At 58.6% G+C, this 19,612-nt stretch carries 17 protein-coding genes; 5 read left to right on the top strand and 12 right to left on the bottom strand.

Features of this window, described 5'->3' with window-relative positions; all coding sequences use genetic code 11:
• Positions 1 to 67: 67 nt before the first annotated feature.
• The 5 genes from ACP7E3_RS08460 to rplM all read right to left on the bottom strand — a co-directional run bounded on the left by ACP7E3_RS08460 (position 68) and on the right by rplM (position 3,753).
• The gene (locus ACP7E3_RS08460) at positions 68 to 847 is read right to left on the bottom strand and encodes a cytochrome c1 (RefSeq protein WP_046384697.1); all 780 of its coding nucleotides are present in this window, start codon (positions 845 to 847) and stop codon (positions 68 to 70) included.
• On the bottom strand, positions 847 to 2,058 hold the full coding sequence (locus ACP7E3_RS08455) for a cytochrome b (RefSeq protein WP_017845421.1): 1,212 nt from the start codon (positions 2,056 to 2,058) through the stop codon (positions 847 to 849). Before ACP7E3_RS08455 ends, ACP7E3_RS08460 begins: the two co-directional genes overlap by 1 nt.
• On the bottom strand, positions 2,058 to 2,651 hold the full coding sequence (petA, locus tag ACP7E3_RS08450) for a ubiquinol-cytochrome c reductase iron-sulfur subunit (protein WP_026139825.1): 594 nt from the start codon (positions 2,649 to 2,651) through the stop codon (positions 2,058 to 2,060). Before petA ends, ACP7E3_RS08455 begins: the two co-directional genes overlap by 1 nt.
• Before the next feature lie 266 nt (positions 2,652 to 2,917).
• A complete protein-coding gene (gene rpsI / locus ACP7E3_RS08445; protein WP_003171743.1) occupies positions 2,918 to 3,310 on the bottom strand; it encodes a 30S ribosomal protein S9 in 393 nt (130 codons plus the stop codon).
• Positions 3,311 to 3,324: 14 nt separating this feature from the next.
• A complete protein-coding gene (rplM, locus tag ACP7E3_RS08440; RefSeq protein WP_010568039.1) occupies positions 3,325 to 3,753 on the bottom strand; it encodes a 50S ribosomal protein L13 in 429 nt (142 codons plus the stop codon).
• A 248-nt stretch (positions 3,754 to 4,001) separates the two neighbouring features.
• On the opposite strand from rplM, the gene ACP7E3_RS08435 reads away from it, so the two are divergent.
• On the top strand, positions 4,002 to 5,042 hold the full coding sequence (locus tag ACP7E3_RS08435) for an NADP(H)-dependent aldo-keto reductase (protein WP_426122840.1): 1,041 nt from the start codon (positions 4,002 to 4,004) through the stop codon (positions 5,040 to 5,042).
• Between the two features lie 114 nt (positions 5,043 to 5,156).
• Here the strand turns inward: ACP7E3_RS08435 and ACP7E3_RS08430 are convergent, their stop codons facing one another.
• Positions 5,157 to 6,293, bottom strand: coding sequence for an acyl-CoA dehydrogenase family protein (locus ACP7E3_RS08430; protein ID WP_017845424.1), 1,137 nt, complete (start codon positions 6,291 to 6,293; stop codon positions 5,157 to 5,159).
• A 220-nt stretch (positions 6,294 to 6,513) separates the two neighbouring features.
• Between ACP7E3_RS08430 and ACP7E3_RS08425 the strand changes: the two genes are divergently transcribed.
• On the top strand, positions 6,514 to 7,434 hold the full coding sequence (locus tag ACP7E3_RS08425; RefSeq protein WP_169850558.1) for a GlxA family transcriptional regulator: 921 nt from the start codon (positions 6,514 to 6,516) through the stop codon (positions 7,432 to 7,434).
• Between the two features lie 129 nt (positions 7,435 to 7,563).
• On the opposite strand, the gene zapE is transcribed toward ACP7E3_RS08425, so the two are convergent.
• The 3 genes from zapE to ACP7E3_RS08410 form a co-directional block, all read right to left on the bottom strand.
• Positions 7,564 to 8,658, bottom strand: a complete 1,095-nt coding sequence (zapE, locus tag ACP7E3_RS08420; protein ID WP_046384701.1) for a cell division protein ZapE — start codon at positions 8,656 to 8,658, stop codon at positions 7,564 to 7,566.
• Between the two features lie 79 nt (positions 8,659 to 8,737).
• Positions 8,738 to 10,093, bottom strand: coding sequence for a tryptophan--tRNA ligase (locus tag ACP7E3_RS08415; protein ID WP_057004243.1), 1,356 nt, complete (start codon positions 10,091 to 10,093; stop codon positions 8,738 to 8,740).
• A gap of 24 nt (positions 10,094 to 10,117) precedes the next feature.
• A complete protein-coding gene (locus ACP7E3_RS08410; RefSeq protein WP_026139827.1) occupies positions 10,118 to 10,747 on the bottom strand; it encodes an alpha/beta hydrolase in 630 nt (209 codons plus the stop codon).
• Between the two features lie 147 nt (positions 10,748 to 10,894).
• On the opposite strand from ACP7E3_RS08410, the gene ACP7E3_RS08405 reads away from it, so the two are divergent.
• A complete protein-coding gene (locus tag ACP7E3_RS08405; RefSeq protein WP_003171734.1) occupies positions 10,895 to 11,332 on the top strand; it encodes a YhcB family protein in 438 nt (145 codons plus the stop codon).
• A 198-nt stretch (positions 11,333 to 11,530) separates the two neighbouring features.
• Here the strand turns inward: ACP7E3_RS08405 and ACP7E3_RS08400 are convergent, their stop codons facing one another.
• The 3 genes from ACP7E3_RS08400 to ACP7E3_RS08390 form a co-directional block, all read right to left on the bottom strand.
• Positions 11,531 to 13,255, bottom strand: a complete 1,725-nt coding sequence (locus ACP7E3_RS08400) for an ABC transporter ATP-binding protein/permease (RefSeq protein ID WP_057004242.1) — start codon at positions 13,253 to 13,255, stop codon at positions 11,531 to 11,533.
• A 100-nt stretch (positions 13,256 to 13,355) separates the two neighbouring features.
• Positions 13,356 to 13,916, bottom strand: coding sequence for a response regulator transcription factor (locus tag ACP7E3_RS08395; RefSeq protein WP_004372278.1), 561 nt, complete (start codon positions 13,914 to 13,916; stop codon positions 13,356 to 13,358).
• Complete coding sequence (locus ACP7E3_RS08390; protein WP_017845431.1) at positions 13,909 to 15,171, bottom strand: ATP-binding protein; 1,263 nt, start codon at positions 15,169 to 15,171, stop codon at positions 13,909 to 13,911. Before ACP7E3_RS08390 ends, ACP7E3_RS08395 begins: the two co-directional genes overlap by 8 nt.
• 204 nt (positions 15,172 to 15,375) lie before the next feature.
• Here ACP7E3_RS08390 and ACP7E3_RS08385 point away from each other — a divergent pair, with 204 nt between their 5' ends.
• Both ACP7E3_RS08385 and ACP7E3_RS08380 read left to right on the top strand, forming a co-directional pair.
• Positions 15,376 to 16,086: an SIMPL domain-containing protein gene (locus ACP7E3_RS08385; RefSeq protein WP_017845432.1), complete on the top strand. Its 711-nt coding sequence runs from the start codon at positions 15,376 to 15,378 to the stop codon at positions 16,084 to 16,086.
• A gap of 817 nt (positions 16,087 to 16,903) precedes the next feature.
• Positions 16,904 to 19,585, top strand: a complete 2,682-nt coding sequence (locus tag ACP7E3_RS08380) for a hypothetical protein (protein ID WP_126585821.1) — start codon at positions 16,904 to 16,906, stop codon at positions 19,583 to 19,585.
• Positions 19,586 to 19,612: the final 27 nt, after the last annotated feature.

Below are 19,612 nucleotides of genomic sequence, written 5' to 3'. Positions count from 1 at the left end.
ACCAGGTCGCTACGGGTTAGAGATGCCGCTGGGCGCGCAAGATTAACAGCAATTGCTTACGGTTGGATCAATGCACATCCTTCCAGTATTCGCGCTTGAGCAGATAAGCGAATACGAAGAAGAAAGCCAGGTACAGCAAGACATACGTACCAATGCGCTGGTGCTGCAGTTTGACCGGGTTGGCCGAGTAGGCCAGGAAGGTCACGAGATTCTTGACCTTCTCGTCGAACTGCTCTTCGTTCAGCGCGCCGGACTTGGGCACGATGGTCAGTTGATCGCACGCTTCATGTGTCAGCGGCGTGCCGGTCAACGGGTCAAATTGCTTCTTGCCGCCCTCGACTACCTGAACCTGCTTGCATCCTATCACTTGGCGACCCTGCAGGCCGACCAGAACGTTAGGCATACCGACGTTCGGGAACACCACGTTGTTCACGCCCCATGGACGCGCAGGGTCTTCGTAGAAGGATTTCAGGTAGCCGTAGAGCCAATCGGTGCCGCGAACCCGCGCCACCAAAGTCAGGTCGGGCGGCGCAGCGCCGAACCAGTTCTTGGCGTCCGCTGGCTGCATGCCGATATTCATGTGGTCGCCAATCTTGGCGCCGGTGAACACCAGCTTGTCGAGCATCACCTCGTGCGGGATGCCCAGGTCATCGGCAACACGCTCGTAACGCTGGAACTTGGCGCTGTGGCAACCCATGCAATAGTTGGCGAACGTGCGTGCGCCGTCCTGCATGGCCGCTTTGTCAGACACGTCGATAGCGACTTTTTCCAACTCAGGGCCTTGCTCGGAAGCGAAGGACAGTAGCGGCAGCGCCGCAAGCATCAATGCAACGAATAATTTTTTCATCAGCCAGTCACCCTTTCCGGAACCGGTTTGGTCTTCTCTAGCCGGGTATAGAACGGCATCAGAATGAAGTAGGCGAAGTACAGGAAGGTGCAGACCTGCGACAGCAACGTGCGCTCAGGGGTTGGCGCCAGGACGCCCAGCACACCCAGGATCACGAACGCAATGCAGAACACCCACAGCCAGATCTTGCTCAGCCAGCCCTTGTAGCGCATGGACTTGACCGGGCTTCGGTCGAGCCAAGGCAGCACGAACAGCACCGCGATGGCCGCACCCATGGCGATTACGCCCATGAGCTTGTCGGGGATCGCCCGCAAGATCGCGTAGAACGGCGTGAAGTACCAGACCGGGGCAATATGCACAGGTGTCTTGAAGGCGTTGGCCTGTTCGAAGTTAGGTTTTTCCAGGAAATAACCACCCATCTCCGGGAAAAAGAACACGATCGAGCAGAACACGAACAGGAACACGACGACACCGACAATGTCTTTCACGGTGTAGTACGGGTGGAACGGGATGCCATCCAGCGGGATGCCGTTCTCGTCCTTGTGCTTCTTGATGTCCACACCGTCGGGGTTGTTGGAACCCACTTCGTGCAGCGCCAGGATGTGCAGCACCACCAGGCCGAGAATCACGATCGGCAAGGCCACTACGTGCAAGGCGAAGAAGCGGTTCAGGGTGATGCCCGAGATCAGGTAGTCACCACGGATCCACTGCGTCAGGTCGTTGCCGATCACCGGGATCGCACCGAACAGCGAGATGATCACCTGGGCGCCCCAGTACGACATCTGGCCCCACGGCAGCAGGTAGCCCATGAAGGCTTCAGCCATCAGCGCCAGGTAGATCAGCATGCCGAACACCCACACCAGCTCACGAGGCTTCTGGTACGAACCGTAGAGCAAACCACGGAACATATGCAGGTAGACCACGATGAAGAACGCCGAGGCGCCGGTGGAGTGCAACAGGCGCAGGATCGAGCCGTACTCGACGTCACGCATGATGTATTCGACGGAAGCGAATGCCTCCTCCGCCGACGGGGTGTAGCTCATGGTCAGCCAGACGCCGGTGACGATCTGGTTGACCAGCACCAGCAGTGCCAGGGAGCCGAAGAAGTAGAAGAAGTTGAAGTTTTTTGGCGCGTAATACTTGCTGAGATGGTCTTCCCACATTTTGGTGGCGGGGAAGCGCGCATCCACCCAATCCATGAACTTACTCATCACGCGTTCTCCTTGTCGAGGCCAATGACAATGATGTCGTTAGATTCGTAGTTATGCGGAGGCACGGGTAGGTTCAGTGGAGCAGGTTGCGACTTGTAGACGCGTCCGGCCAGGTCGTAGTGCGAACCGTGGCAGGGGCAGAAATAGCCGCCGACCCAATCTTTGCCCAGGTCGACCGGCGCCACTTCAGGGCGGAAAGTAGGTGAGCATCCCAGGTGGGTACACAGCCCGACCAGCAGCAGAATCTCTGGCTTGATCGAACGTGCTTCGTTTTTGGCGTAGGCGGGTTGGTCGGAAAACTCAGATTTGGGGTCAGACAACTGGCCTTCGATCTTTTTCAGATTTCCCAGGATTTCCTCCGTTCGACGAACAATGAAGACCGGCTGACCGCGCCACTCAGCAATCATCTGCTGGCCTGGCTCGATCTTGCTGATATTCACCTTCACCGGTGCACCTGCGGCTTTCGCCTTGGCACTGGGAAACCATGACCCCACGAACGGGACCGCAGCCCCCACCGCTCCTGCAGCACCCACCACGGATGTGGCTGCTACCAAGAAGCGACGCCGGCCTGCATTCACGCCGTCATTGCTCATTCAGTCCTCTCCCATCAGCTTTTTGGCCTGTTAAATCAGGCGTCTACTAAGTATTAAATCTGAACTTATAAAAATTTTGCCGAATGGTAATGAAAAGCCCCACCCCTGACAAGGGAATTACCCGGAGCTCCAGCTCCAAGCCTTGTAGTATAGGGGGTCTACGGCTGTGGCAAGTTGTCACGCCGAAATTTATGCATAAATAGCAGGCAATAAAAAACGCCCAGCTCCGTAAGGAGGCTGGGCGTTTTTTTGGAACGTAAAGCGAATTAACGCTTCGAGTACTGCGGACGCTTACGCGCTTTACGCAGACCGACTTTCTTACGTTCAACTTCACGAGCATCACGAGTCACGAAGCCAGCTTTGCGCAGAGCGCCACGCAGGGTTTCGTCGTACTGCATCAGAGCGCGAGTGATACCGTGGCGGATTGCGCCAGCTTGACCACTTACACCGCCACCGATAACGGTGACGTAGATGTCGAACTTTTCAACAGTCTCGGTCAATTCCAGCGGCTGACGAACTACCATGCGGGCAGTTTCGCGGCCGAAGAAGTTGTCCAGAGTGCGGTTGTTGATCGAGATGTTACCAGTGCCCGGACGCAGGAAAACGCGTGCGGTTGCGGTTTTGCGACGGCCAGTGCCGTAATTTTGAGTCGCCGACATAATGAACTATTCCGTTAAAACTTCAGTTCTTGGGGCTGCTGAGCAGCATGAGGGTGAGCAGCGCCCGCATAGACTTTCAGCTTGCGAAACATATCGCGACCCAGTGGGCCCTTCGGCAGCATGCCTTTAACCGCGATTTCAATCGGGGCCTCAGGCTTCTTGGCGATCAGACCTTCGAAATTGGAAGACTTGATGCCGCCTGGGAAACCGGAGTGACGGTAGTACATTTTGTCTTGCGCTTTGTTGCCGGTAACACGTACCTGCTCAGCGTTGATGATCACGATGTAGTCACCGGTGTCAACGTGAGGGGTGTATTCAGGCTTGTGCTTGCCACGCAGACGGCTGGCGACTTCAGTGGCCAGACGACCCAGAGTCTGACCAGCGGCGTCGACGACAAACCAGTCGCGCTGAACTGTTTCCGGTTTTGCAGTAAAAGTTGTCATTCTTTAATAGCCTCAGGGGCCGCCCTGTAAATTAGACGGCGGATCTTACTGAATAGTGCGTACTTTGACAAGTCAAAGGCAGCCGGATACAGACGCTATCGGGGGCTCGGGTCGGCGCGTCCGTTCAACGGCAAGATTCTTCGGCAGGCGGCGCATCACTTCCACTGCAGAAAGAGGTGGGCAATTATGCAGATTGCGAAAAAAAATTCAACCTGCTTTTATGATTGTTTTCCCCGAAGGAGCACCCGATGGATTATCGACAGCTGGGCCGTACCGATCTGCACGTAAGCGCGATAGCCTTGGGCACCATGACCTGGGGCGAGCAGAACAGCGAGGCAGAGGCCTTCGCGCAGATCGAACGGGCCAAGGCCGCGGGGATCAACTTCCTCGACACGGCGGAAATGTACCCGGTGCCACCCAAGGCCGACACCTATGCCACCACCGAGCGCTACATCGGGAATTACTTCAAAAGCCGCGGCGACCGCGCCGACTGGATTCTCGCCAGCAAGATCGCCGGCCCCGGCAACACCATCGACTATATCCGCGGCGGCCACCTGCGCCACAACCGCCAGCACATCGTCGAAGCCCTGGATGCGAGCCTCAAGCGCCTGCAGACGGACTGGATCGACCTCTACCAGTTGCACTGGCCGGAGCGCAGCACCAACTTCTTCGGCCAGTTGGGCTACAAGCACAAGGACGAAGACGACCTGACGCCGCTGGAGGAAACCCTCGAAGCGCTGGACGCGCAGGTGAAGGCCGGCAAGATCCGCCACATCGGTCTGTCCAACGAAACGCCGTGGGGCACCATGAAGTTCCTCGCCCTGGCCGAAGCCCGCGGCTGGACCCGCGCGGTGTCGATCCAGAACCCCTACAACCTGCTCAACCGCAGCTTTGAAGTGGGCCTGGCGGAAATCGCCATTCGCGAACAGTGCGGTCTGCTGGCTTATTCGCCCCTGGCATTCGGCATGCTCAGCGGCAAATACGAAGGCGGTGCGCGCCCGACAAAAGCCCGCCTGACCGAATACAGCCGCTTCAGCCGCTATTTCAACCCGCAGTCGGAAGCAGCGTGCAGCCGTTATGTGGCCCTGGCCCGCAAACACGGCCTGGACCCGGCGCAGATGGCGTTGGCGTTCGTCACGCAACAGCCGTTCGTGACCAGCAACATCATTGGTGCGACGAGCCTGGAGCAACTGGACAGCAACCTTGCCAGCGCTGACCTGAAACTGTCGAAAGAGGTGCTGGAGGGGATTGAGGCGATTCAGAAGGATCATCCTAATCCAGCACCTTGATTGATCTCTAGACCGCTATCGGGGGCAAGCCCCCTCCCACACTTAGCCGTGTGAACCCAGTAAAACGTGGGAGGGGGCTTGCCCCCGATGAGGCCCTCAGCCACACCATCGAAATCAAAGCGCCCGCGCGATAATCTCCTTCATGATCTCATTGGTCCCCGCATAAATCCGCTGCACCCGCGCATCCGCCCAGGCGCGGGCGATCGGGTATTCCCACATGAAGCCGTAGCCGCCGTGCAATTGCACACACTCGTCGAGCACCTTGCATTGCAGGTCCGTGGCCCAGTACTTGGCCATCGCGGCGGTGGGCACGTCGAGCTTGCCCTCCAGGTGCAACGCCAGGCACTTATCGACGAACACGCGGCCGATCTGGATCTCGGTGGCCATCTCCGCCAGTTTGAAGCGGGTGTTCTGGAAGTCGGCAATCGCCTTGCCGAAGGCCTTGCGCTCACGGGTGTAGTCGAGGGTCCATTGCAGCGCCGCTTCGGCTGACGCCAGCGCGCCAATCGCCACGGTCAAGCGCTCCTGCGGCAGCTCCTGCATCAAGTAGGCGAAGCCCATGCCCGCCTGGCCCAGCAGGTTTTCCTTGGGCACACGGACATCCTGGAAGAACAGCTCCGAAGTGTCCTGAGCCTTCATGCCAACCTTCTCCAGGCGCTTGCCCTTGTCGAAGCCTGGCGTAGCGGCCTCCACTAGGAACAGGCTGGTGCCCTTGGCGCCGGCCTTGGGGTCGGTCTTGGCGACCACGATCACCAGATCGGCGAGAAAACCGTTGGTGATAAAGGTCTTGGAGCCGTTGATCACATACTCATCACCGTCCAGCACCGCCGTGGTCTTGACCCCTTGCAGGTCGGACCCGGCGCCCGGCTCGGTCATGGCGATGGCCGTGACCTTCTCGCCGGAGATCAATTGGGGCAGGTATTGGTGCTTCAGCGCTTCACTGCCGTAATGCAGGATATACGGCGCGACAATGTCCGAATGCAGGGAGAAGCCGATGCCGGTCAGGCCCAGGCGGCTGATCTCTTCGATCACCACCGCGCTATAGAGAAAGTCCGCGCCCAGGCCGCCGTACTCCTCCGGCAGATGGGAACACAACATCCCCGCCTCGCCGGCCTTGTTCCACAGCGCACGGTCGATATAGCCCTGCTTCTCCCATTGCGCATGGAACGGCGCAGCGTCTTTTTCAAGGAAGGTACGCACGCTCTGGCGGAAGAGTTCGTGTTCCGGGCTGAACAACGTTCTGGGGATCATGAGGTCACCTGCGTGGATTGTCGGACAAAGACGAACCACAGAGCCTATGCCGCGAAGGCGTCACAGGACACTGGACACATGCGACAAAAAATAAGACGATCCAGCCGTCTGGTGACCACTTTCCCCTATAAGAATAAATGAAATTATGTCTAACCAAATCTCCACGCCCTTGCGGCGCGTCAGCATTTTGGCCATTGATCGGGTGTTCGCTTCCACCCTCATGCAAGCCAAGGATTTCTTCCACCTCGCCAGCCTGCGTTACGGCAAACAACAAGGCCTGGGCCTGACCCCAGCGTTCGAAACGCGCCTGGTCAGCCCCGACGGGCAATCGGTGCGCAGCTTCAGTGATGTGATCATGCCGGTGGACGGCGGCCTGGAAGACGCCGACATCATCGTGCTGCCGGCCTTCTGGGATGACTTCGATGCCCTGAGTACGCGCTACCCGCAAGTGCTGCCGTGGCTGCGCGAACAGCACGCCCGCGGCGCGGTGCTCTGCGGCGAAGCGACCGGGGTGTTCTGGCTGGCCGAAGCCGGGCTGCTCGATGGCAAGGAGGCGACCACCTACTGGCGTTTCTTCACGGCCTTCAGCGAGCGCTTCCCCAAGGTCCAGCTCAACCAGGACAAGCACCTGACCGACGCCGACAACCTGTACTGCGCCGGCGGCACCACCTCGGCCTGCGACCTCTATATCTATCTGATCGAACGCTTCTGCGGCGCCAACATCGCCCAGGCCGTGGCCCGCGATATTCTTTACGAAGTGCAGCGCAACTATTCGCCGGGACGGATCGGTTTCGGCGGGCAGAAGCTGCACCAGGATGTGATCATCCTGCAGATCCAGCACTGGCTCGAAGAGCATTTCGCCGACAAGTTCCGCTTCGAGGACGTGGCCCGGGAGCACGGCATGAGCATCCGCAACTTCATGCGCCGCTTCCAGACCGCCACCGGCGACAAGCCGCTGCATTACCTGCAACGTTTGCGCATCGAGACGGCGAAAGGGCTGCTCTCGGGCAGCCGCAAGAGCATCAAGACCATCAGTTATGAGGTGGGCTACGACGATGCGAGCTTCTTTGCGCGGCTGTTCAGGCAGCACACCGAGCTGTCACCGAACCAGTACCGCCAGCAATTCCAGCAAGCCGCGTAATCAGGGCTGTACAGAGACAAAATGTGGGAGGGAGCTTGCTCCCGATAGCGGTGTATCAGTCAGTACATCTGGCACTGATACACCGCTATCGGGGGCAAGCCCCCTCCCACACTTTTTACTGCGTCGTGCTTAGGGTTTGTGCGCCCGCGACAGGAACTCGTGGGATTGCATCTCCAGCAGGCGGCTCAGGGTGCGCTGGAACTCGAAGTTCAAGCGACCGCCGGTGTAGAGGTCCTTGAGCTCGACTTCCGCCGAGATGATCAACTTGACGTTGCGGTCGTAGAACTCGTCGACCATGTTGATAAAGCGGCGCGCGATGTCGTCGGTGCTGACGCTCATCTGCTCCACGCCACTGAGGATCACGGCGTGGAAGATCTTGCCCAGTTCGATGTAGTCGTTCTGGCTGCGCGGGCCGTCGCACAGTTCGCGGAAGTCGAACCAGGCCACGTCATCGCAGGTACGCAGCGCGATGATTTGGCGGTTTTCGATGATCAACTTGTCGTTTTCCACCGCCTGGGTGCATTCCGGCGTGAGGGCGCGGAAGCTTTTGCGCAGGCTATCTTGCGCCGCGTCGTTGAGCGGGAAGTGGAACAACTCCGCTTGCTCCAGGTGCCGCAGGCGGTAATCGACGCCGCTGTCGACGTTGACGATCTCGGTGTTCTGCTTGATCAGCGCAATGGCTGGCAGGAAGCGCGCGCGTTGCAGGCCGTCCTTGTACAGGCCATCGGGCACGATGTTCGAGGTGGCGACCAGGGTCACGCCGTTCTTGAACAGCTCTTCCATCAGGGTGCCAAGGATCATGGCGTCGGTGATGTCGGAGACGAAGAACTCATCGAAGCAGATCACCCGCGCCTCTGCGGAGAACCGCTTGGCGATGATGGTCAACGGGTTTTTCTCGCCCGGCAGGGTTTTCATCTCTTCATGGACGCGCTTCATGAAGCGGTGGAAGTGCGTGCGGACCTTTTCCTTGAACGGCAGCGCTTCGAAGAAGGTGTCCACCAGGTAGGTCTTGCCGCGACCCACGCCGCCCCAGAAGTACAGGCCCTTGACCGGCGTGCGATCTTTCTTGCCAAACAGCTTGCCGAGCATCCCTGGCTTACTCTGCGAGGCCGCGACCAGGTCTTCGTACAGACGCTGCAAATGACGCACCGCCGTTTCCTGGGCCGCGTCATGGAAGAATTCAGGGCGTTTCAGATCAGCTTGATATCGTTCTAGGGGCGTCATAATTTCGTTAGCAAGGCAACAAAAACGGGCCGTCACTGTAACGACGGCCCCGGATAATGGCAATCAACCCTTGGTCGGGTTAATCCTCGAGGGGGGTCAGCGCGACGCGCAGGGCTTCGATGGCGGCATCGCGCGACGCGGTGTCGGCGAATGGCGCGCTGTCGGCAACCGCAGCGTCGTCCAGCCATACGCTGAAGCTCAGGGCTTCAGGGCGCACGTCCAGCGCGGCGCCGCTTTGCAATTGCTTGGTCACGGCGCCCGCCGCCTTGCCGTCGGCAAAGTTGCGCGACAGCAGCAGTTGCTCGCCATCGGCCGCCAACAGGCGGAAGCGGAAGCTGCCGTCGTCTTCGCGGAAACTCACGAAGCGCGCGGCTTTCGCGGCCTTTTTCTTGGTGCTGACCGGCGCCGCGGCCTGGTTGACGAACGAACGCAGGCCAACGGCCTCACGCAGCTCGGCGAGGAACGGCGCGGCCACGGCGCGGGCTTTTTGGGCGCCGATCAGCAGCAGGTCTTCCATGTCCGCCGGGCGCGACATCAATTGGTGGTAACGCTCACGGGCTTCACCCAGTTGCCCGTCCAGCAGTTGGAACAGACGGTTCTTCGCCTCGCCCCAGCCCAGGCCTTGCAGCAACTCGGCGCGGAATTCCTGTTCCTGGGCCTTGCTGGCAAACGCCTGGTACAGGGTGAACAGGTGCGAATTGTCCGGGTCCTTGGCTTCGCCGGGCGCGCGGGAGTCGGTGACGATCCGCGAGATCGCGTCTTTCATGTCCTTGGCGCTGGTGAACAACGGGATGGTGTTGTCGTAGCTCTTCGACATCTTGCGACCGTCCAGGCCCGGCAAGGTGGCGACGCTTTCTTCGATCACCGCCTCGGGCAGGGTGAAGAACTCTTTACCGTTGCCGAACAGGTGGTTGAAGCGCTGACCGATGTCGCGGGCCATTTCCACGTGCTGGATCTGGTCGCGGCCCACCGGCACCTTGTGCGCGTTGAACATCAAAATGTCCGCCGCCATCAGCACCGGGTAGCTGTACAGGCCCATGGTGATGCCCGCATCCGGGTCTTCGCCGTTTTCCACGTTCTTGTCCACCGACGCCTTGTAGGCATGGGCGCGGTTGAGCAGGCCCTTGGCGGCGACGCAGGTCAGCAGCCAGGTCAGCTCGGGGATCTCGGGAATGTCGGACTGGCGATAGAACGTCACCCGGTTCACATCCAGGCCACCGGCCAGCCAGGTCGCGGCGATTTCCATACGCGAGCGTTGGATGCGCTGCGGGTCATCGCATTTGATCAGGGCGTGGTAGTCGGCCAGGAAGTAGAAGGAGTCGGCATTGGCGTCCTGACTGGCAAGGATCGCCGGGCGGATCGCACCGGCGTAGTTGCCCAGGTGCGGCGTGCCGGTGGTGGTGATGCCGGTGAGGATACGGGTACGAGTCGTCATGGGTAATCGCTTATCAGACTGCTATCAATTCGAGAGGCGCGGCAGCACCAGATCCTTGAGATCGGTGAGCTTGCCATGAAAAAAGTGTCCGCATTCTGCCACTTTCAGCAGCTCATGGGGGCGTTTCAGGGCGGCGGACCAGTCGTAGACGCATTGCGGGTCGACCACTTCGTCGGTTTCCGGCTGGATCAGGGTCAGCGGGCAGTTCTGCGGCAGCAGGTCGGCATCGCCCAGGCGCATCACCGCGGCGGCGACCATGAACAGGTGCGCGAGCTTTTCGCCCTTGGCTTCCAGACGACCGCCGAGGCTGGCGGCGACATAGCCACCAAACGAAAAACCGAGCAAGGTGATCGGCAGGTCGGGGTGTTTCTTGCGCAACCACGTGGCGGCCGCTTCGGCATCGTCCACTTCACCGCTGGCCATGTCATGGGTGCCGGCGCTGGCACCGACGCCACGGTAATTGAATCGCAAGGTGATCAAACCGGCATCGCGGGCGGTGCGTTGCAGGGTCGAAACAACTTTATTGAGCATGGTCCCACCCTGCACCGGGTTAGGGTGGCAGATCAGCGCCAGGCCACGTGGCGCGGGCTGATCCAGGTACAGGGCTTCCAATTGGCCTACCGGGCCATCGATCAAAACAGGGGTTTCACGCATGAGCAAGGAATGAACTCCGTGACCTCTCAAAGGGTCGACTCGTCTAGCTAAAAGTCTGTGCATGGCATCATTGCGAGCTTAATCGCGGTATACAGCGCAGGTCCGAGCCGTTAACGTAAAGCAAAGCCGTTTATAGAGGAAGGACTCGTGGAACACTCGCTCTTAGTTTGGTTGTTGCCGACTCTTGCCCTGGTTGCCGGTGTCGCCATTGGATTCCTGGTTGCTCGCTTGCTGCCGAATGCCGCGCCTAACCGCACGCAGCGTCAGTTGGATGACATTCAGGAACGTTTTGACAGTTATCAGAACGAGGTTGTTACCCACTTCAACAGCACCGCGACCCTGGTCAAGAAGCTCACCCAGAGCTACCAGGAAGTACAGGATCACCTCGCCGACGGCGCCAACCGCCTGGCGCTCGACGACATCACCCGTCAGCGCCTGCTGGCCGCGCTGCATTCCGATGCACCGCAAACTCCACGGGAACGCCTGACCCCGCCACGGGAAAACCAGGAGCCGCCACGGGACTACGCGCCAAAAACGCCGAACGCCCCTGGCATGCTGGATGAGCATTACGGCTTGAAGAAGTAAGTCTTTTCAGGCGCTGTAAAAAAGCCCGGCTGATCGATGATCAGCCGGGCTTTTTGTTGGGCCTCAATCTCCAGACCAGCGGGGATGCCATTGTGAGAGGGAGCTTGCTCCCGATAGCGGCGGATCAGTTGATATATAGGCTGACTGACACACTGCTATCGGGAGCAAGCTCCCTCCCACACTGACCGAGTACGGCCCTCAGGACACGGGTTGTTCTTGCAGGTGGCCGCTTTCGATCCGCACATGCCGCCCATGGAAGCGCTTGAGGCTGCTGCGATGGCCGACGCTGACGATGCTCAGCCCCGGCAGCTCATCGATCAACGCCTGGTACAACGTCGCCTCATCCTCTTCATCCATGGCCGATGTCGCTTCGTCCATGTACAGCCACTGCGGTGCGAACAACAACGCACGGGCAAAGGCCAGGCGCTGCTGCTCGCCGGGCGAGAGCATGCGCTGCCAGTGGTTGGCTTCGTCCAGCCGCGCGACCAGATGCGGCAAGCGGCAGGTTTCCAGGACCTGTGCATAACGTTCGTCCATGTACACGCCGTCGTCCTGTGGATAACTCAACGCGGCCTTCAACGTGCCGATCGGCAGATACGGCTTCTGCGGCAGGAACAGGTAACGCGCCGCCGGCAGGCGGATGCTGCCATGGCCCGCCGGCCACAGCTGGCCCATGGCACGCAGCAACGTACTTTTACCGCTGCCGGAACGCCCGCTGAGCATCAGGCGCTGGCCCGGCTCGACGACCATGTCGGCGCCGGCGAGCAAGTGGCGGCCATCGGCCAGGTCCATGCCGAGCTTCTCTACCACCAGGCGCTCGCCTTCCGGGCGCACGTCGATGGCCGCGGGGCGCTGCTCGTTATCGCTCATGGCCTGCTGGAAACTCAGCAGACGATCACTGGTGGCGCGCCAACTGGCCAGCTCCGTGTACGCGCCGATAAACCAGCTGAAGTTCTCCTGGACGTTGCCGAACGCCGAGTTGATTTGCATCAGCTCGCCCAGCTCGATCTTGCCGGTGAAGTAGCGCGGCGCGGCGACGATGAACGGGAAGATGATTGCGATCTGGCTGTAGCCGGCGGTGAAGAAAGTCAGGCGCTTGGACACTTTCATGATGTCCCAGAAGTTATGCCAGACCCGGCCGAAGCGTTGGCTCAAACGGCGATTTTCGTTGGGCTCGCCGTTGTACAAGGCAATGCTCTCGGCATTCTCGCGGACCCGGACCATCGAGAAGCGCAAATCCGCCTCGAAGCGTTGTTGTTGATTGTTCAGCCCGATCAAGCGACGCCCGATCAGGTGCGTCAGCCAACTGCCCACAGCGGCATAGAGCAATGCACACCAGAACATGTAGCCGGGAATGGTGATACCGAACACTTCGATGCTGCCCGACACACCCCACAGGATGATCGAAAACGACACCAGGCTGACCACATTGCGCAGCAGGCCCAGGCCGAGGCTCAAGCTGCTGGAGGTGAAGTTATTGAGGTCTTCGGAGATCCGCTGGTCCGGGTTATCGGTATAACCGCCCTGCTCCAACTGGTAGTAGTTTTTGTCGCTGAGCCAGCGTGCGAAGTGTTTTTCGGTCAACCAGGCCCGCCAGCGGATGGTCAGCATCTGGGTCAGGTACAAGCGATAAACCGCACCGAGGATGGCCACCGCAGCAATGCCGCCAAAATAGCCGATCAGTTGCCAGAAGGCCGCCGTGTCCTTATGTTCCAGGGCATTGTAGAAATCCTTGTACCAGTGGTTGATCCACACGGAGATCGCGACGCTGAACAGCGACAAACCAATCACCGCCAACAACAGCAACCACGCCTTGCCCTTTTCTTCACTGCGCCAATAGGGCGTGATCATCGCCCAGGTTCGGCGAAAAAAGTGCCCACGCACCGCGTCGTTGACCGCGGAATACTCAGCGTTCTGATTCATCGTTCAGGCTCGGTAGGAAATAGATGGCAGGCGTTTGAACCGATCATAGAGCATCGGTTCAAGGCGCCGTGCGGCCTGAAGTAGATTGTTCAGCCGGCGTTCAGCGCCGTACCGGGCGCTTCTGCAGCTTGCGTTGCAGGGTACGCCGGTGCATGCCCAGCGCGCGGGCGGTGGCCGAGATATTGCCTTCATGCTCGGTCAGCACGCGCTGGATGTGTTCCCACTGCAGGCGGTCCACCGACATCGGGTTTTCCGGCACCAGGGTATCGAGGTCGGCATGCTCGGAGAGCAAGGCGGCCAGCACGTCGTCGGCGTCCGCCGGTTTGCACAGGTAGTTGCAGGCGCCACGCTTGATGGCTTCGACAGCGGTGGCAATGCTGGAATAACCGGTGAGGATCACCACGCGCATTTCCGGATCGAGTTCGAGCAGCTTGGGCAGCAGCACCAGGCCGGAGTCGCCGTCCATTTTCAGGTCGAGCGCGGCGTAGTCCGGCAGGTCGGCCTGGGCGATGCTCAGGCCCTCTTCCGCGGAGCCCGCGGTGCTGACGCGGAAACCGCGACGGCTCATGGCACGCGCCATGACGCGGGTAAAGGTAGCGTCATCATCTACCAGCAACAGGTGCGGCAGTTCTTCGCCTTCGACTTGGATCTCATCACTCATCGATATCTCCTCGTGCGACACGGGGCAGGCGCAGCTCGGTGAGCGTGCCGCCTTCCTCATGACTATAGAGCTTCACTGAGCCGCCCGCGCGGGTCACGCTGGCCTTGCTCAAAAACAGGCCGAGGCCGAAGCCTTTGCCCTTGGTGGTAAAGAAAGGTTTACCGATCTGTTCGGCAATAGCCAGCGGCACGCCTGCGCCGTGGTCACGAATGCTGATGGTGAGGTTTTCCGTGTCCCAGTCCAGCTGCACTTCCAGGCCTTCGGGGCAGGCATCGGCGGCATTGTTCAACAGGTTGAGCAGGGCCTGGGTCAGGTCCGGCGGCGGCGCCATGCGCGGCACGCTGCCCTGCCCCAGCAGGTGGAAACGGTAACTGGCTTCGGGACGCATCAGGTGCCAGCGGTTCAGGGCTTCGTCGAGCCACTGGGTCACGTCCTGCATCTCCACCGCCAGGCGGCGGTTGGCTTCGGCGGCGCGCACCAGTTGCTGCAAGGTTTGCTTGCACTGCTTGACCTGTTCGCGCAGCACGCCGAGGTCTTCTTGCAGCGCCGGATCGTGATGGTCCTGGGTCATTTCGTTGAGCAGCACGCTCATGGTCGCCAGGGGCGTGCCCAACTCATGGGCCGCACCGGCGGCCTGGGTCGCGACGGCCAGAAGTTGCTGGTCGCGCAGGCCTTCTTCGCGGCGGATGGCGCGCAATTCTTCCTGGCGGCGCAGTTCTTCGGCCATGCGCGCGGCAAAAAAGGTGATGACTGCGGCCGACAGCGCGAAGCTCAGCCACATCCCGTAGATCTGCAGGTTTTCCCGGGCGATGGGGAACGTCTGCAACGGGTAGAACTGCGCCAGCAGCAAGGTGTACAGGGTCAGGGCAATGCCGGAGAGTATCACCGAGTAGCGCCACGGCAAGGTCACGGCCGCGATGGTCAAGGGCACCAGGTAATACGAAACGAACGGATTGGTGGAACCACCAGAGAAATACAGCAACACACTGTGGATAAACAGGTCGCAGGCCAACTGCAGGGCGTATTCCAGCTCGGTCACCGGCCAGGTGGTACGCAACCGGATGGCGGTAAACGCACACAACACGGTGGAAAAACCCAGGGTCACGCTCAGTTGCAGCCACGGCAGCGGCAGCAGGTCGAACCAATAGGCAAGCCCGACGGAACCGGCCTGCGCGGCCAATACCAAGGTGCGAATGAACGTCAGGCGCCAGAGGTTCTGGCGGGTGGCGGAAGTCAGTTTTACGGCGGCGAGCATGAGCTCTCCCGGTGAGCGCTGCAGGCGGATCGGCAGGAGTATAAACGAAGCCGACCGGCAGACACGGCGCGTGTGGCTCTTTGACGCAGGCGCGCTGAATGACCGTTCGTCGGCACTGCGACAACTTGTAGTGAATGTGTAAACCCGAAGAACCCGGCACCACCGTCTACAGTCATACCGATACGAACAATCCAAGGAGCTTCCATGTCCCGTTTCATTCGCAACGCAGCCGCTCTCACCCTCAGCGCCAGCACCCTGGCCAGCCTCCCGGCCGTCGCCGCCGATGAGTTGCATTACAACCAGATCGCCCTGCGCGCCGAAGTCAGCCAGGAAGTGGCCCGCGACAAGATGATCGTGACGCTCTATACCGAATCCCAGAACGCCGACCCCGCCAAGCTCGCCGCCGACATCACCACCACCATGAACCAGGCCCTGGGCCAGGCCCGCGAAGTCAAGGCCGTGACCCTGCGTCAGGGCAGCCGCAACAGCTACCCGATCTACGACAATAAGAATCAGAAGATCACCGGTTGGCGTGAACGCGCCGAACTGCGCCTGGAGAGCGCAGACTTCCCGGCGCTGTCCAAGCTCACTGGCGAGTTGCTCAACACCCTGAAAATGCAAAACATGGAATTCGCCATCGCTGACACCACGCGCAGGTCCAGCGAAGACGCCCTGCTCAAGGACGCGGTCAGCGCATTCAAGGCTCGCGCCCAACTGGCCACCGATGCGTTGGGCGGCAAGGGTTATAAGATCGTCAACCTGAACTTCAACACCAATGGTTATCCACAACCTTACGCACGCGGCGGGATGATGATGAAAGCCGCCATGATGGATTCGGCGCCGACGCCGGAAGTGGAAGCCGGTACCAGTCAGGTAAGCATGAGTGCCGATGGGGTGATCGAAGTCCTGCAATAAGCCTTTTGAAGCACACGAAAACGGCGCGGCCCCGAAGGGCTTGCGCCGTTTTTTTGGACGGTCGATCAGCCATGGGAATGGAGCCGAGGCAGGCGTGACCTGAAGCAGACACAACCGCAGCCAACCGGCTCAAAGCAAGGGACGCGATGATGGTTCGAATCACTTTAACGTAGGATTTTTTCAGAATACTGCAAGCCTTTCTTTAATACAGACGTCTAGCCCGAGCCCCATGCAATGACGTGGAACTGTTCAGTCTTATATAACCACCTATTTTCATCATTCTCCCAACCTAGATTAAGAAGTTACGCAACAGCCCATAACAGAGGTCAATTTCACGTCTGACTTAATTGCCCGCCCGCCGATTAATCCGGGCTTAATTCGGGCATATGCGTTTCGAAAAACGAACAGTGTTTATGAACTTCACGCCTACATTGAGCCGATCATGAATATCAATCCGTTCCTCCAGCCACCCTCGTTAATCCCCCCACTCTCCGTACAAAGTCGTCACGCCAGGTCGATTAATGACTCATCCGCTCCACAAAAAAAATGGTCGGGAGAGGAGAGTGAGCCAGAGTCAAAAAAGACAGGGGTTGAACAAAAACCGATTGCAACCTCTTCCCCTGATCCGGAACTTGAGGCCCGCACGACCACCATTTATGGGTCAACCACCGTTTCCGCCCCCAACGCGAACTACACACTTACGCAACGAGAACAGCGTATCGACGGCTATGCCAATCGCGTAAATACGCAGATTGGCCAAATAGAAAACGGTAGCGAAGGTGAAAGAAATATCAAATTCCAGCGCGCGCGCCAGTTTATGGAACCCGCAGGATACTTTAGTGGTGGTTTATTATCCGCCGGCTACGACCCGCACGAAAAGTTCACGGTGACGTTCAGCTCTTATACAGGCAAGGGGAAACCCGAGACATTGACCAACACTCAAAAGCGCACTTACTTTGCGTGGGAAATTGCTGCGGGCTCTCTTGCGCACGATAAAGTCCAACGTGGCGGCCCGATCAACTTCCAAGAAATGGAAATCGCGTCAAGCGACCGGGGTAAAATCAATAATCTGGAATCCGTCGGCCAGACACTCCAAGATCATTGGGAAAATGAAATAGCCAGCTCGATGCGGGACGCTTCCGGCATCCTGGCAAAACGCTCCGGAAAAGCGGACGCCTATGTATTGAAGGGAACCTTGCAGAGCCTGTCCAACGACAGTGAAAGTTTTAAACTGTTAAGCCCCGAAGCTCAAACCGCCATCAAGCGCACGCTTGAGCAAAATGGACAAGTCATCGTCCCCAACATTTACGGCTACCCAATGGCGGGGTATGCATTTATTCCTTACACGCCCTACGACGGCAATTATGAGCACAGACCCAACAAGGGTGTGATGGTCGACTTGAAGAACGGTGCCGCCCACGAAATAAAAGGCGATGATGATTTCGCCAACTGGGCTAAAAGCAATCGTGACAACTTGCAAAAAAGTTTCAATGCCCGCGACAGACAAGGCGGCATAGATGCACATTGGCCCAAGGCGGGGGAAGTACTCGATAACTTGATTGAGGGTAATCACGCCAACTACCCAGGCTATCAAAACCTCGTCAAGGATCAAGCCATACCAGTTCGCGAGGTATTTAATTACACGCGATCACGAGGTAGCGACTATCATTTGAAATATGGCAACCTCAATGACAGCATTGCTACCAGCTACCAAGACTTAAATGCCAAGAATGCGGTATGGAGTGACCAAACCCAAGTATTTGGCTCCTCACAACAAGGTTGGAAGGGTGCGAAAGATTTTTGGGGCAATACCTTCGGCTACGTTCCCGTCCTGGGCAACGTAGGTATTATTGCCTTCGGCATACATGACGGCATCTATGGCATGACGGCGCAGGATCGCGTTGGCGGCAATGCCGCGGCGGTTATATCCAGCCTGCAACTTGCACATGAACTTACACCGATCGGGATAGAAGCCGGGCTGGGCGAAAATACCGGCACCGCGGCTATCGGCCTGAATTACAACTGGCGATACAACGCAGCGACAAGCGATTTTGAGTTGGTGCGGGCCCCCGAACTTCCATCTACCGCAAATCAAGCTCCCGTTTCAATGGGAGGCGCGCCTGAAGTAAACGTAAATCCAGCGCCGCCTCCGTCAGCCTCCTTTCCGGGTATGCAAGAGGTGGAGTTTAACGGGAGAAAATACTTCGCCAGCAATACGCCGGACGCCGGGGATGGGGCGCATTACATACTGCGTGTTCAGCACCCAGAAGATCCGTCCAAGCTGGCCAATAGCGGCATTATTGCCAAGCCTGATGAGGCGGGCGTCTGGAAAAACAAAGGCGATGCGGGTCACCCACAGTTACCGCCGAGCGACGACGCTCAGAATGGAATTCCGCCAATCAACCGGTTGCGCCCCAGCCAGTCGGGGGACATCAGCAAATATGCGCTGCCCAATGGCGAGAAACTCATTGAGAACGCAGTGCCCAACACCAAAGGCATTTATCAGGCCACCGACGAAAAACGCTGGTTCATCCGCTATGCCGACGATACGGGTTTGCAAAAAGTGTATGAGATCAGAAGTGATTTCAAACTCAGTGATAACTATGTCCAGATCATTGACCCCAATACCAGGAAGCCTGTATTGACCGTATATGCCAACGGTGACGGACAGTGGTCCACCGCCAGAGGCCAAGGCGGCTGGCCTTGGAATCGCGCCCCTTCGTCCCCTCCCACAGAGGCTGCCAAGATACCGCCAAAACTTTCGGATGGATTCGAAGCGTTGGGCGATCCCAAGACAAGTGGTGCCGATAAGTTTGACGAAGTCTTTAACTACAACAACGACACCACCTACCAACAATCCGTCAGCAATTATAAAGAAGGGGACGTACTTAAACGTAAACTCAATATTTCCTGGACCGTCGACGAAGACAACTTCGAAGTTTATTCCAGCGAAAAGTCGCAGCCTAATGAGTACAGTACAACGCCCTACTCGCCAAACTTCCTGAAGGACTTGAACCGCGACCATTACAGCGTAAGGATAAAACAACCAGACGGTTATACGACCGTGGAGCTGGATGCCTCAGGCAGCGCGGATGGTGAAACGCTGCGCCAGCGACTCAAGCAGTTCGAAGAGGCCATCCCCGACCCGCTCCTACGCTCGCGCATATCTGAAGTGGCTCATCAGGGCAGTGTCGCTCCCACATCGGTCGAGTTAAAAATGAACCAACTGCAAGAGCATGTCGGCTTCAAAGGCAAGGACACCCATTACATCATCACCTACGATCCAGAAACAAATACGGCCAAGGTTCAATTTGACGCGAAAATGACATTACTCGATCTGGATAAAGATGCGGCTGAAATTCCCAATATGGAGGTCAGCGCACAACGCACCTTCGAGATTGCTGAATCCAATGAACTGGACCCAGACGCAAATCCTTACGCCATCAATAAAAAGGCCCCCTTCACCCTGACCGCCTCGAGTATCGTCGAGGTGAAATAACACCGGCGACTTTCTGATAACACGTAA

The sequence above is a fragment of the Pseudomonas sp. PSPC2-3 genome (assembly GCF_049898265.1).
Taxonomy (GTDB): Bacteria; Pseudomonadota; Gammaproteobacteria; order Pseudomonadales; family Pseudomonadaceae; genus Aquipseudomonas; species Aquipseudomonas veronii.
Note: the sequence above shows the minus strand (reverse complement) of the source record. Positions and strands in the feature narration are given on the sequence as shown.

What these genes read in the sequence shown, in the direction of transcription:
- ACP7E3_RS08460 (WP_046384697.1), bottom strand. Translation starts at nt 847, where the DNA reads ATGAAAAAATTATTCGTTGCATTGATGCTTGCGGCGCTGCCGCTACTG.
- ACP7E3_RS08425 (WP_169850558.1), top strand. Translation starts at nt 6,514, where the DNA reads ATGCAAGCCAAGGATTTCTTCCACCTCGCCAGCCTGCGTTACGGCAAA.
- ACP7E3_RS08380 (WP_126585821.1), top strand. Translation starts at nt 16,904, where the DNA reads ATGGAACCCGCAGGATACTTTAGTGGTGGTTTATTATCCGCCGGCTAC.
- ACP7E3_RS08400 (WP_057004242.1), bottom strand. Translation starts at nt 13,255, where the DNA reads ATGAATCAGAACGCTGAGTATTCCGCGGTCAACGACGCGGTGCGTGGG.
- rplM (WP_010568039.1), bottom strand. Translation starts at nt 3,753, where the DNA reads ATGACAACTTTTACTGCAAAACCGGAAACAGTTCAGCGCGACTGGTTT.
- ACP7E3_RS08455 (WP_017845421.1), bottom strand. Translation starts at nt 2,058, where the DNA reads ATGAGTAAGTTCATGGATTGGGTGGATGCGCGCTTCCCCGCCACCAAA.
- petA (WP_026139825.1), bottom strand. Translation starts at nt 2,651, where the DNA reads ATGAGCAATGACGGCGTGAATGCAGGCCGGCGTCGCTTCTTGGTAGCA.
- ACP7E3_RS08385 (WP_017845432.1), top strand. Translation starts at nt 15,376, where the DNA reads ATGTCCCGTTTCATTCGCAACGCAGCCGCTCTCACCCTCAGCGCCAGC.
- ACP7E3_RS08430 (WP_017845424.1), bottom strand. Translation starts at nt 6,293, where the DNA reads ATGATCCCCAGAACGTTGTTCAGCCCGGAACACGAACTCTTCCGCCAG.
- ACP7E3_RS08410 (WP_026139827.1), bottom strand. Translation starts at nt 10,747, where the DNA reads ATGCGTGAAACCCCTGTTTTGATCGATGGCCCGGTAGGCCAATTGGAA.
- ACP7E3_RS08390 (WP_017845431.1), bottom strand. Translation starts at nt 15,171, where the DNA reads ATGCTCGCCGCCGTAAAACTGACTTCCGCCACCCGCCAGAACCTCTGG.
- rpsI (WP_003171743.1), bottom strand. Translation starts at nt 3,310, where the DNA reads ATGTCGGCGACTCAAAATTACGGCACTGGCCGTCGCAAAACCGCAACC.
- zapE (WP_046384701.1), bottom strand. Translation starts at nt 8,658, where the DNA reads ATGACGCCCCTAGAACGATATCAAGCTGATCTGAAACGCCCTGAATTC.
- ACP7E3_RS08415 (WP_057004243.1), bottom strand. Translation starts at nt 10,093, where the DNA reads ATGACGACTCGTACCCGTATCCTCACCGGCATCACCACCACCGGCACG.
- ACP7E3_RS08435 (WP_426122840.1), top strand. Translation starts at nt 4,002, where the DNA reads ATGGATTATCGACAGCTGGGCCGTACCGATCTGCACGTAAGCGCGATA.
- ACP7E3_RS08395 (WP_004372278.1), bottom strand. Translation starts at nt 13,916, where the DNA reads ATGAGTGATGAGATCCAAGTCGAAGGCGAAGAACTGCCGCACCTGTTG.